Here is an 11,929-nt window from a genome sequence, read left to right as displayed (position 1 = left end):
GTCAGCCACTCCATTGGATGTACTCCTCCAGAGGGGCCTGTGGCAGGACGAACCGCTTGACAGCCGTGGTGCACACGATGGGGCGGTCAGAGTCGATGCCCAGCCGCAGGCGCAGGACATCCGCGTAGCCGGCGGTCGGCGGCCCGTAGAAGCGCAGGTTGTCGCGGAAGTGGGCCCGTGCGGCAGCGGTGTCCGCGGCGGCGTCTCCCTTGGCCGGCAGCGCTCCCGACCTGGCGGCGCGGGCACGGCGTTCGACGACGTCGTCCAGCGACGGCGGCCGGTTGGCGTATTCAGGCGTGGGCCGATCACCGTGGTCGAACGCCTCGCACAGGGCGTCCACCAACGCCTCCGGGATGCCGCCGATCACCGCGATCACCTGCCGCATCCGGGTGTTGCGGCTCGACGGTGCGCCGCGAGGAGGTCGGAGCGAAGGAGTTCGCCCAGGCGGACGCGGACGGACCGTTGGATGTGCCGAGCGCACCGGCCGTACACCTCTGGGGACTGCCCTTCCGGATTGGGAATGTCAGAGCGCGGATCCAGACACAGGGTGCGGCCCTCGGCCTCGGGTGCCATGGCGATCACGCCGTGGCGATGGGCCCGGGTCATGCAGTAGATGACAGAGCTGTTCCGGCAGAGCTCAGGGGTGACCGGGCGTGCTCGATGAAGCTGGGGATTCCCCCGTCCCGGCACTCGGTCCAGTCCGAGCTCGGCAAGCGCGGACCTGGCGTCGGGAGCCATCGGGTCCCCGGGCCGCGTCGTCGCAACACCCGCGCTGGAGAACCGGAAGGCGTGCGCGACTCCCGTCTCCGCGGCCTGGGCCCACGCGATGACCTCGGCCATGGGCGAACGGGCGGTGTTCCCGCCACAGACGAACAGCACGCGGCACACCGCCCCGGTGGCCCGTGCCCGCCACCAGGTGACGGCCGACGGGTAGGACAGCGCCGCCGCAGCGCCGACGCCGAAGACGAGCGCGAGGAGCTGAGCGTCCCCCGGAGCTTGGAGCCCGGCCACCCACGCCAGCGAGAAGGAGGCGGCCAGACCGGACATCAGGCTGGCGAACGCCCATGCCGGCACGCCCCAGGTGTACGCCCGCCGGTCGAGGTAGATCAGCGAAGCGAAGACGAACAGCACCTCGTACGCCACGCCTATGCCCACCGCCGCCAACGCGACAGGGGTTCCGAGGAATGTGGTGAAGCCCGCACGCAACTGCGCTTGCCCGGCCAGTGCCCCTGCCACCAGCAGCAGAGTCAGCCAAACAGGTGCGGCGATATGCTCCTCCACGAAGAAGCGGCGGTCTGTTGCGCGAATCCCCGACTTGGCCACCCGGCTCATGATTTCGAACCGGCCCACGTAGCCGACGAGATAGACCAGGACGCTCAGCACGGCAGCCAGCGTGAGGTGGTAGCGGTTCACATCACCGAGTGCCACTGAAACCGCGATCAGGCTGAGGCACAACCCCACCCAGGACGATGTCGTCACCCTCCGTTTGCGCGACTTGTCGATCAACGGGGAGACAGCCAGAACTCCCCCGCGCATCAACAACAGCATGAAGAGGATCGAGATGCCGGAAAAAGTGTAGTTCATCGTGGTGGTGCCGATAATAAGCGAAGCAAAGAAGCCGGCTGCCAACGTTTCCCGACCCGCCACCGGAATCCGACGCCCCCCGATCTCACCCCGCCGCATGTGCCGCCACCAACCCGACAGGGCTACGAACACAGGCATCACCACGAGCTGTCCGAGGGCAGCTGCGGGCAGCAACTCAAAGCCGTTGACCGGCTTCCCCGAAAGCGGAGTCACTCCGCTGGCCAGCGCCTTCACCAGCATGGCGTACGGAACATACGATATGAAGTAACCGAAGGTGAGCCATCCCATGCGCAGGCCCCGTTTCTGATCGAATGTTCGGGATATTCCTACAGGTGGAGTGGTGAAGTGCGGCAGACGGTACTCAACCCTCGAGGGGCGCCCTGGGACCGACGTGCCCTTCGCTCGAAAACAAAACCCCGATATCCGCTCTGGTTTCAGACCGACACACGGTCGCGCATTGGCCCCGCTCGTGACCACCTATTGTGCCGGCGTCGCGAACCGTCAGGGCGCGTCTCAGGGCAACAAAATCACGTCATCCCAAGACTGCGCGCATCTCGTGACCCGTGCAAGAAATTCGAGCCTAAGGGCTGTCCCGTAATCCCTGCGGGCGTGCGACGACAGCCACGGCACCTCGCCGCGTTGTTGGAACGCCCGAATACGTCCAGTATTCGCGCGTCCCTCCGCCTTGCGATGCACCGCATCTGACGCCGCACGCTGATCCAGCATGGATTACGGGACAGCCCTTAGCAATTCAGCCAGGTGCGCCTTCTGAAAAATTCACCGTTCGCGCGGACACGCGGCCAGCGCTTGGACCGCACGCTTCCTGTCCATGCTCCCTCTTCGACAGCCGGTCTGCCACTTGTCGGTCGGCTGGTGGGCCGCCGCGCCGGGTGGTGCCCGCCGTGTGGGAGGCGCGTCGGTGTCTGGTTCATCTGTTCGGTGCCATGGTGCGGAGGTCGGGCCGCACTCGGCTGGTCTCGTCGTGGTGCGGCCGGGTGCGACGGTGTCGCCGGATCTCGAATGCCTGCCAGGCCAGGACAATCGGCAGAGTGAGCGTCTCGGCGATGAGGCTGAGCAGCGCCTGCGGGGCGGGCTGCAGGCCGCGTTCGGTGAACCCGAACAATCCGATGGTGCGGGATGTGGCGAACCCGGCGAGCGCACCAATGGCGATTGCGGCGGCGGCGATTCGGAGTAGCAGTGGTGACGCCAACAGGAGAAGCGCGGCAACTGCGAAGGCGGCGCCGGTCTGCAGCAGGAACAACGGGCCGATGACGTGGATGAAGCGGTATCCGTCGATGTAGAGCTGGGCGTGGATGTATCCGCTTGCCGCGAGCGTGACGGCGAGCGCCAAGCGCAGTGCGAGGGCGGGCAAGCTCCGGGTGTTCATGTGAGCTTCTCGTCCTTGACCGCCAGCGCGTGGCTGCCCTGCCGGTAGTTGACGGTGCGGATGCCAAGTGCGTCCTTGAGGCGTCCGGCGGGCAGCACCTGCGGAATGGGGCCGGGGCCCTGGCCGGGTTTGGGAAACGGGTAGCAGGTGGGGGCGGCCGAGTGGAAGGTGATGTTGCCCTCGGTCTTGGTGAACAGCTGGTGGACGTGCCCGTTGAGACACGTGACCGAGGAGAAACGGCGCAGCATCGACAGCACCTGCACCGCATCGTCGGTGCCCCAGCCCCACTTCGGATACATCGCGAACAACGGGATGTGGCTGAAGACGACGATTGGGGTGTCCGATGACAGGCCGGCAATGTCCTTGCGGACGAAATCGATCTGATCGCTGCCCAGGTGGCCGAGTTGCTCAAGGTGCAGAGTGTTGACCAGCGCGATGAAGTGCACACCGTGGGTGTCGAAGCTGTACCAGCCGTCGCCGAGGGTGTTTTTGGCGAAAGCTTTTCGGTATGCGCGTCCGTTGTCTCCGATCGAGTCGTGCTCGCCCGGCACGGTGAAGATCCGGTCCGTGCGCAGCTGCGACAGCATCTGCTTGACCTGGTCGAACTGGGCGGGGGTGGAAAGGTGTGTCAGGTCGCCGCTGTGCATGACGAAGTCGGGGCGGAATCCGAGTGCGTTGACCTGGTTGATCGCTGCGGCGAACGTTCCGGCGACATTCAGGTTGGCCGGGCCATGGAAGCCGATGTGGCTGTCGGAAATCTGTACGAATCGCAGGTCTGCGCTGCCCGCCGGGGTGGGGTCCGTCGAACCGGGGATATGGCTGATCACCTCTCCCCCGGTGACTGTCAGAATGACGGCGCCACCGAACCACGCGGAGTGCCGCATGAGCCGACGGCGGGACATGCCGTGCTCGCCGTCGCCGCTGGAGTCGTGTGTGGGTTCGGTCATGGGGTCACCTCCACGGTGGCGGTCATGAACGGGTGGATGGTGCAGTAGTAGGGGTAGGTGCCGGGTTTGGTGAAGGTGTAGCTGTAGGTGGCGTTGGTGGCCAGGCCTGCCGACTTCAGCGGCCCGCCCGATCCTTGTTTGCTGGTGACGGTGTGAGTGTCGGGGTCGGTGTTGGTCCAGGTCACCTTCGTGCCCGCCTTGACCGTCAGTTTGGCCGGGGAGAACGCAAAGTTCTTGATCGTCACCGCGTTGGCGGCCGCCGGAGCGGACGATTGGCTGGCGGTAGGTGAGGTCGAGGGCGTGCTTGGTGGTGGGCTGACCGTACCGCCCGTTCCGGAGGCACCGGGCGTTCCAGGCAAGGTCTGGCCAGTGCCGGGACTCAGTGCGCCCGATGGTTTGGGTTGTGACGATCCGCCGCACGCACTGAGCAGTCCCAGTGCTCCGGCAACGGCGACAGCGGCCAGGCACATGCGTGACCGCCGGACCAGCACAGAGGAGTTCGCATTCATGGTCATCGTTCTTTCTACGCATTCCCCGCCGCACGGGCAGGTGTGACCCAAGACCGATCTGGGATTGGCCTGTTTCAGGCAGATAGGCGACCGGATTATGCCCCCTCTGGGGGAATTCGAAGGGTCGTAACCCGGTGGGTTACTTTAGGTGTGGGGTCAGTGGATTCCATTCAGCGAAACGAATCCCACAGCGAAGCCTTCGTTGTTTCACTGTGACGGCGGGTAGCAGCCTGGAGCCAGGAGAGTTTCTGTGGTGTCCGTACTGGACCGCAGGCGAAGGCGGACAAACACTGCACTTCGACCCGACCGAAGACCTGCTGCACCGTCAGCCGACGCCCGCACCGGTGGCGTCAGGCGCTGGAGCCGCGATCGCTTGTCGGTCCGACCCACCGAGGCTCCGGCCTCGGCGAGAACGACGGCGGTGGTGAGCCCTGCCACTCCAGCCCCAATAACGACAACACGCTCATGGTGCTTCAGGGGCGGCAGTCCGACGGAGCTCACGGCAGCAGAGCCGCGTCGAGGTGGTTCCGCACCGGCTCGAACAGCCCGTACGGCACGTACTGCGGGATCTCGCCGTGCGCGGCCCAGGCCAGGTCGGCCACTTCGTCAGCACTCGCGATCACCGCCTCACCGTCGACGGGTCGGCATGCGTGTAGTGGACCTCCCGGCCCGTCAGGGGATGGCCGCGCGCCTTCCGCCACTCGTCGTCGCACGAGCAGGACCCGCCCGTCCTGAACGATGGCGGCGGCAGCAATCGCCGCCGGCCTGGCTGGTCACGAAGACCTCCCTCCTGAGCACCGGCGTCGTCGCATCACGCCGACGTGTGCCTCAGCCCTTGGTGGGCAGTTCTTTCGCCGCGTAGTAGGCGTGCAGCGCGGCCTCGCTGCCGGAGCCCAGGGCGGTCATGATCCGTTGGAAGCGGGCGGAGCGGAGGTCGCCGGCCACGATGATGCGGGGGTGCTGGTCGGCGGGCGGGCAGTATCCGTCCGCGCACCGGGTCAGGTCGCCGGGCGGGGCGGTCGGCGCGTTCCCGATGCTGAGGTAGGCAGCATCTGCCGTGATCGTCTTCAGTGCGTCGTCCTGGCCCGGTGCTTCCGCTGACACCGAGGTGCCTTCTGCGGGGCCCAGCGTCAGGTGCCCGACGGGGAGGAGTGTGACTCGGGGGTCCTCGCGGATCTCGTCGATCTTGTACTCGTCGGCCGCCGGGTACGCCACGAGCAGGCGGGTGTCGGTGGTCGGGTTTGCGCGCAGGAAGGTGCCGATCGGGCGGTCGCCGCCGAGGACGAGGAGAGTGCGGCCCTCGGCGTCGTCCGCCTCGGCCTGCCAGAGCGGGGGCAGGATCAGGCCGTCGGGGGCGGTGATCCAGGCGACGTCGCGTGGCTGGAGGGGGCCGACGCCGGTGGCGACGATGGCGTACGGAGCGTTGAGACGGGCGCCGGTGTCCACCGTGACGGTCACCTGGTCGTCGTCGGCTCGGAGTTCGGTGACGTGCCGGCCGAGTTCGAGACGGCACAGCTCCGTGCTCTTCAGCTCCGCGACGATGGAGTCGGCAAGCTCGGGGCCGCTGGTGTAGCCGCCGAGGACGTTGTTCAGGGCCGGGATCCTGAAGAGGTTGCGGCAAAGCCGGTCCGGCTCGACCAGGATCGAGCGCATACCGACGCTGGCGGCCATGCGGGCGGCGGCGCAGCCGGCCGGGCCGCCGCCGATGATGATCAGGTCTGTGTCGTGGGTGGCGGGCGAACCGGTGCGGGGCGGTGTGTCGGCCATTGGGCTATTCCAGCACCGGGGTCCCGGCGTACGCAGCAAGTTGGCCCATCACATGGTCGGTGGTGATGAGTTGGCCGGTTCCGATCAGGCGGCGGGCGACGACGAGTCCGGCATCGTGGACGTCTGGGCCGGCGTCGCTCGCTGAGGCGTCGGTGACGATCCAGGGCGCGTAGTTGTGCTCGAAGGCATCGGCCGCGGACTTCAGCACACAGCTCTCGGTGGCGATCCCGCAGAAGACAAGGTCGGTCCAGCCGGCCTGACGGATCAGTTCAGTGGCCTCGGGGGTGAAGAGCGTGTACCCGGTCTTGTCGACGACCGCGTGTGCGTGGGTGGCTGCTTCTGCGAGCTCGGGAACGATGTCGGTCTCGGGCGGTTCCTGGAGTCGGCGCCACTGGAAAAAGCGCTCGTAGGGACAGCCCGGATAGTTGAAGTACCGAGTGAAGACCTCAGGGCGGCCAGCGGCGGACCACTGGGCGACCAGGTCGGAGACGGCTGGCACGGCCTTGCGGCTGTGGTGGTTCACAAAGCCGTTCTACATGTCGATCACGACCAGCGCGGCGCTGCCGATGTCCGTCCTGTGTCTCTCCTGCCCCGTGTTCTCAGCCGACGCTCTCGCGCAGAGCGTCCTGTGCGGCGCGCAGCCGTTCGGCAAGCCCGCTGGCCTTCATGATGGCCTCCCGCATCAGGACGTGCTGCGCGGTCTCCTGGGCACGGGCGGTGGTGAGCCGGGAGTAGGCGGCACGCAGGAAGCGCCAGCCGTACTGCTCGGGCATGGAGGGGTCCTGGCCGTCCTCAATCATCTGCTGGATCTGGCGGGTGAAGCACCACAGGGCCTGGACGGTCAGTTCACAGGTGACCAACTCGTCGATGGAGAGGCTGCGCTCGCGGGACTGGGAGGCATAGGCGACGCCGGACCATCCGGCGTAGGCCGTGGAGACTCCCCGAAGCCGAAGGACACGATGTCCCGGTGGTCGAAGGCGGTGGCGAGGAGCGACTCCTCGACCGTGCCGTCCAGGGGCGCGGACCCGCCTGGGGCGCCGCGGTCGGCCAGGACAGAGGGCGTGGACAGCAGGCGCAGGGCGGTGTCGTGGGCGTCTCCGGTCCAGGGGCTGGAGGTGAGCCAGGGCGGTCTGACCATCGCCGCCATCACCGCCATCAGCTGGCCGGCGTGCAAGGACTACACCGCCCAGCGCTACATCGCCCTCGCTGAGCACATCGCCGAGGCCCAGCAGACCCAGGCCCGGCTGCTGCTCATCGGCGGCCACTCGGGTGATGGCCTCCGCATCACCGCAGCGGCTCCCCGACGCCACGTGCAGGTCCTCCGCCTCGACGGGATGCCGGCCGACCACCTCGCCGATCTCTTCCCGCACTGCCACCTGATCGTCGGCAACGACACCGGCCTCACCCACCTCGCCTCGATGGCCCGCGGCCAGGACGGCAACAGCCCGCCGGTCATCGGCCTGTACGCGCGCCACAGCCACAGCAAGTGGCGCACCGGCCTGCCGCACCACCACGCCGTCGCCACCGGCCCTGTCCGACCGCATGCACCAGGGCGACCTCTGCCCGTCCGTGACGCCATCGCCCCGGACACGGACGTTCACATGGACGCCTTCCCGCCCGCCGCGCTGGCCCAGGTCGGCCTCGAACTGCTCAACGGGGTGAGGCAATGACCATCCAGAGTCCCCTTCGGCTCGGTCCCGTACGGCGCTTCACCCGCAACCTGCTCTGCCCCGTCGACATCCTCGGCCGCCCGCTGCTCGTGAAGTACACCCGCGACCCGGCCGAGGCCCGCGAGGAGATCCGCGGCCACGCCCACCTGGCCCGGCACTACCGCGTCCCCGCCCTCCATGCCCACCTGCGTGTGCCGGGCGGGCACCTCCTCGCGTACGAACGCCTCCCCGGCGGCACCGACAAGGGCCTCCTGCTCGACCTCCTCAACGCGGACGAGCCGAGCAGCGACCTCCACACCTACATGGACCGGCTCACGGCCGCGTACCGCGAGGTCATCCTCGCCACGGCCTGGCCGGCCGATCCGGCGCACGTCATCCGCAAGCTGTACTGGGACCGCGCGGCACCCGGCGGCCGGCTCGACACGTACTACGCCGGGAAGGACTTCCTGGCCACCGACGGCCTCATCGACGTCCCGGTCTCGCGCCTCGGCACGTACACCCTGAGCATCAACGGCCGCCAGCACCACTTGGACTGGGCCGCCGCCCTCCGCTGGCTCCGCGCCCACTTCGCCATGGCAGAGCCGGTCTGGGCGGCCCTCACCCAGGGCGACCCCACCGACGTCAACCTTGCCCACCCGCTCACCTGGTTCGACTACGACACCGCCGGAATGAACAGCATCCCCGACGAGTTCGCCAACTTCCTCTGGTACGCCTCCACCCTCGGCGGTTGGCTCGTACCCACGTACAACCCCACCGCCTTCGCCGACCACCCCGCCACCTTCGACCACGTCCCTGCCAACACCCCCGAGATCCGACGAGCGCCCGTCGACCACACCACCAGCACGATCCCCATCGACTACGCCCCACGCCTATCAACTCCCCGGCGAACAGCCGTAACCACGTACTGGAACCAGCTCGTACGGCCGATCGCGGACCGCCTCTGGCCCGGCACGGACCTGGCGAACCTACTCCGCCCCTACTTGGCCATGCGCATCCTCGCCGTCTACAACATGGCCGACCCGGCCCCCGAGGACCGGCTCGTCCTCCTCGCGCGGCTCGCCGAGACCATGAAGCCCCACCTTCGACCCCACTACCTACTTCTGCCCGCTGGAGTCGCCATGCCCGGCCCCCTGAACGGCCGCACCGCCCTGGTCACCGGAGCCACCGGCGGCCTCGGCTCGGCCATCGTCCGCCGCCTCGCCTCCGATGGTGCCACCGTCGCCCTCGCCCACCTCGACGAGGACAAGGCCACAGCGAAGCTCGCCACCCACATCGCCGACAGCGGCGGCAATGCCGTCCCACTGACGGCCGACCTCCACAACGCCGAGGCCGTGCGCGCCCTCTACCGCCAGGCCAGGCCCACGACCCGTTCAGCCCGATCGACATCCTGGTCAGCAACGCTGGCGCCTACCCACGCCGGCCGTGGGCGGAAACGACGCCCGCCCACTGGGACGACGCCCTGGCCGCTAACCTGACCAGCCACTACCTCCTCGCCCAGGAGCTCACCCCCGCCATGACGGCCGCCGGCTGGGGCCGAATCATCACGATCGGCTCCGTCCTCGCCACCGCGGGCCGCCACGACCTCGCGGATACATCAGCGCCAGGGCCGGCCTCGAAGGACTCACCCGCGCCCTCGCCCGCGGACTCGGCCCCGCCGGCATCACCGCCAACTGCGTCGCCCCCGGCTCCATCCGCGTCGCCGAGGACACCGTCGTCGAGGACCTGGAGGCCATGACCGCCCGGCAGCTCGCCCGCCAGTGCGTCCAACGCCGGGGCCGCCCGGACGACGGCGCCGCGACCGTAGCCTTCCTCGCCACCGACGACGCCGGCTTCAATACCGGCCAGACCCTGCGCGTCGACGGAGGCTGGATCCTTGGCTGACATCTGGCTCATGCGCCACGGCGTCTACGAAGGCCACCGCCCTGGCTACCACGCCCCGCACGAAGCCGCCCTCACCGTGGAAGGCCGCGACCAGGTACGCCGCTCCCTACCCCTCCCCGACGTCATCACCGCCATCGTCACCAGCCCGATCCCCCGCGCCCGCCACAGCGCCGCCTTCCTCCACCACACCGCCCAACGCCACGGCCCCGTCCTGGCCGTCTCCCACACCCTCCTCCTCGGCGTCCTCACCCATCTTCCAGAAGGCCCCGCCACCTTCACCACCGCCGCGAAAACGCCCTGGCAGTTCGCCGAACGCCGCCTCCTCACCGTTCCCCAGCCAGCCCCGCCACCATCTCGCTGAGCTGCCCCCCATAGGCGGACAACGTCCCACGACTGTCCGAGACGTCGCACCGCAGTCGCACCCTTCGCCCGGCAGTGGGGATACGTAGCGGGCATGGGGCGCGGCGTTCAGCAGATTTCGTCGAACTTCACTGCGGTCACGGTGACAGGCTGGCCGTCGAGCTTGGCGTCGGCAGTGCCTGATGATCAAGAGCACGTGACAGATTTGTGAGATATCTACGCTCGGCGAACAGCAAAAAACAGCCTCTGGCCTGGGCCTTTTAGTGGATCACTAGGATGCGGTGATGTCGAGGACGACAAACTCGGGCTCGCTGAGGTGCTGCGCGTGGATCGGTTTCATGCCCGTACGGCTGTACACCGCCCTTGTCGGCGCTTCCACGCACCTCCGCGGTTCCGAGCTGGAAGTTCCGAGAAGGGATATCCTCGGGCCGGGGCCAGACCAGAATCCCGGCCCGATTACGGCGGGCCGGGATTCTGTGTTGTGCGCCTGACCGGAGGGCCCCGGCCCGATTACGGCGGGCCGGGATTCTTTGGCCTGCGCATCAGGCGGTTGTTGGTTTTAGTAATCGCCGAATTCGCCGCCCTCGCCCCTCTCGTCGTGGTGGCGCTTGATGACGCGGAAGCTGGCGACGACTCCGTGCTTGACCTTCACGCCGTCATCCATCTTCTTGTGGTGCTCGCCCTCCTCGCAGTTCTCGTCCTCGTCCTTGCCCGGGCGGACGTTGTTGGCGGAGCTGTGGGGGCCAACGGTGGCGATGGGGGCGCCGTTGTCGCACACGGCTCCGCGGAAGACCTCGACGTCGTTGCGGCTGTCGTTGCGGATGTTGAAGCTCTTGGCGCCCAGGCCGCTGACGACGGTGATGCAGCCGTCGGGGCGGCCGGAGTATTCGCGCTCGTTGATGTGGATCCGGCCCTCCTCGTGATGGCGCTTGCCCCCGCGCTCGTTGCCCCCGCGCTCGTTGCCCCGGCGCTCGTTGCCTTCGTTGCCCTTGCCCGTGTTGCCGCCCTCCCCGCCCATGAGGGCCTGAGCGGGGACGGCGGCCGGGGCCACCTGGGCCTGGGCCTGGGGGGCGGGGACGGCGGTGGCGTAGGTGATGCCGGTCGCGGTCAGTACCGCGGCGGCCGCGACGCCCGTGGCGATCGCGTGGGAACGGGTCATGATCATGTCGCTTGTTCTCCTTCTTGGACTTCAGAGACAGTCCCGCTGTGACAGCCGGTGCGTGATTGAACGTACTAACGCCCCCCATTCCTGTCATATCGAGCAAATCCAGATCCTCGTTTTCGTGGGCTGATCGGGTATGCAGAGCCCCTTTGTGGCGCTCCGAAGGAGAACTGACTGATCGTCAAAATTGCGTTGGGCTTGGGAGATTGAAAGACAATTAGCCCTTGCAGGTGATCTTCTGACGTCTACTCACCCGCAGTGGCGGTGGGTCGCCGGGAAGTGTCGGCAAGTCGCTGCTTGACATATGGCCTGGTGTAGGTTCCAAGGAGGCCACATAGCCTCGCCCTCCCCCGCAGACCGATGTTCGGCACGTTGGGTAGGTACCGCGTTGCCATCTGCCCGCCTTGCAACGTTGGCACCGCCGTTCCGCTGCAAGCAACACCAGTCACACCCCGCCAGATGATGGTCGGCATCCCAATGCCGGAGACGCGCTGACCAGGGTCGCGCGCCACGCCTGTCTTCGATGCTTGGGCGTCGAGATCGACGGGCGAAAAGGCTGGGCGCTGACCAGGACCTCTTGGAGAGGGCTCCCGATCGCGTCCGGAGGGTCGCGGAGACCTTGCAGGAATGCCGCTATGCGCCGTACTCGGTCGTGGTGCCGG

The 11,929-nt window shown here is 67.8% G+C and carries 14 protein-coding genes and 1 pseudogene; 5 read left to right on the top strand and 10 right to left on the bottom strand.

Annotated features, from left to right (window positions below):
• Position 1: 1 nt before the first annotated feature.
• The 9 genes from OG611_RS23520 to OG611_RS23480 all read right to left on the bottom strand — a co-directional run bounded on the left by OG611_RS23520 (position 2) and on the right by OG611_RS23480 (position 7,054).
• Entirely contained in the window at positions 2 to 385 is a 384-nt protein-coding gene (locus OG611_RS23520; protein ID WP_266423457.1) for a hypothetical protein, read from the bottom strand.
• The gene (locus tag OG611_RS23515) at positions 373 to 1,872 is read right to left on the bottom strand and encodes a hypothetical protein (RefSeq protein ID WP_266423454.1); all 1,500 of its coding nucleotides are present in this window, start codon (positions 1,870 to 1,872) and stop codon (positions 373 to 375) included. Before OG611_RS23515 ends, OG611_RS23520 begins: the two co-directional genes overlap by 13 nt.
• A 640-nt stretch (positions 1,873 to 2,512) precedes the next feature.
• A complete protein-coding gene (locus OG611_RS23510) occupies positions 2,513 to 2,971 on the bottom strand; it encodes a hypothetical protein (RefSeq protein WP_266423452.1) in 459 nt (152 codons plus the stop codon).
• Positions 2,968 to 3,918 carry a metallophosphoesterase gene (locus OG611_RS23505; RefSeq protein ID WP_266423451.1) on the bottom strand — a complete coding sequence of 317 codons (951 nt, stop codon included), beginning with the start codon at positions 3,916 to 3,918 and terminating at the stop codon, positions 2,968 to 2,970. Before OG611_RS23505 ends, OG611_RS23510 begins: the two co-directional genes overlap by 4 nt.
• Positions 3,915 to 4,388, bottom strand: coding sequence for a cupredoxin family copper-binding protein (locus OG611_RS23500; RefSeq protein WP_266426155.1), 474 nt, complete (start codon positions 4,386 to 4,388; stop codon positions 3,915 to 3,917). The genes OG611_RS23505 and OG611_RS23500 overlap by 4 nt, the downstream gene beginning before the upstream one ends.
• A gap of 536 nt (positions 4,389 to 4,924) precedes the next feature.
• Positions 4,925 to 5,050, bottom strand: coding sequence for a hypothetical protein (locus tag OG611_RS40675; protein WP_323180215.1), 126 nt, complete (start codon positions 5,048 to 5,050; stop codon positions 4,925 to 4,927).
• A 205-nt stretch (positions 5,051 to 5,255) separates the two neighbouring features.
• On the bottom strand, positions 5,256 to 6,194 hold the full coding sequence (locus tag OG611_RS23490) for an FAD-dependent oxidoreductase (protein WP_266423448.1): 939 nt from the start codon (positions 6,192 to 6,194) through the stop codon (positions 5,256 to 5,258).
• 4 nt (positions 6,195 to 6,198) lie between these two features.
• Positions 6,199 to 6,717, bottom strand: a complete 519-nt coding sequence (locus tag OG611_RS23485; RefSeq protein WP_266423445.1) for an isochorismatase family cysteine hydrolase — start codon at positions 6,715 to 6,717, stop codon at positions 6,199 to 6,201.
• 76 nt (positions 6,718 to 6,793) lie between these two features.
• Positions 6,794 to 7,054 (bottom strand): hypothetical protein, encoded by a 261-nt coding sequence (locus tag OG611_RS23480; protein ID WP_266423442.1) that lies wholly within the window; start codon positions 7,052 to 7,054, stop codon positions 6,794 to 6,796.
• A 201-nt stretch (positions 7,055 to 7,255) separates the two neighbouring features.
• Between OG611_RS23480 and OG611_RS23475 the strand changes: the two genes are divergently transcribed.
• From OG611_RS23475 to OG611_RS23455, 5 genes and pseudogenes are all read left to right on the top strand, one after another.
• Positions 7,256 to 7,864 carry a glycosyltransferase family 9 protein gene (locus tag OG611_RS23475; protein WP_266423438.1) on the top strand — a complete coding sequence of 203 codons (609 nt, stop codon included), beginning with the start codon at positions 7,256 to 7,258 and terminating at the stop codon, positions 7,862 to 7,864.
• Positions 7,861 to 9,339 carry an SDR family NAD(P)-dependent oxidoreductase gene (locus OG611_RS23470; protein ID WP_266423436.1) on the top strand — a complete coding sequence of 493 codons (1,479 nt, stop codon included), beginning with the start codon at positions 7,861 to 7,863 and terminating at the stop codon, positions 9,337 to 9,339. The genes OG611_RS23475 and OG611_RS23470 overlap by 4 nt, the downstream gene beginning before the upstream one ends.
• Positions 9,243 to 9,599, top strand: coding sequence for an SDR family NAD(P)-dependent oxidoreductase (locus OG611_RS23465; protein WP_266426149.1), 357 nt, complete (start codon positions 9,243 to 9,245; stop codon positions 9,597 to 9,599). The genes OG611_RS23470 and OG611_RS23465 overlap by 97 nt, the downstream gene beginning before the upstream one ends.
• Positions 9,500 to 9,745: pseudogene (locus tag OG611_RS23460) on the top strand (SDR family oxidoreductase); the annotation flags it as partial. The gene OG611_RS23465 and the pseudogene OG611_RS23460, both read left to right, overlap by 100 nt.
• On the top strand, positions 9,738 to 10,106 hold the full coding sequence (locus tag OG611_RS23455; protein WP_266423433.1) for a histidine phosphatase family protein: 369 nt from the start codon (positions 9,738 to 9,740) through the stop codon (positions 10,104 to 10,106). The pseudogene OG611_RS23460 and the gene OG611_RS23455, both read left to right, overlap by 8 nt.
• Before the next feature lie 558 nt (positions 10,107 to 10,664).
• Here OG611_RS23455 and OG611_RS23450 read toward each other — a convergent pair.
• Positions 10,665 to 11,270 carry a hypothetical protein gene (locus tag OG611_RS23450; protein ID WP_266423430.1) on the bottom strand — a complete coding sequence of 202 codons (606 nt, stop codon included), beginning with the start codon at positions 11,268 to 11,270 and terminating at the stop codon, positions 10,665 to 10,667.
• Positions 11,271 to 11,929: the final 659 nt, after the last annotated feature.

The organism is Streptomyces sp. NBC_01363 (assembly GCF_026340595.1).
GTDB lineage: Bacteria > Actinomycetota > Actinomycetes > Streptomycetales > Streptomycetaceae > Streptomyces.
This window is presented reverse-complemented; position numbering and strand designations above follow the sequence as displayed.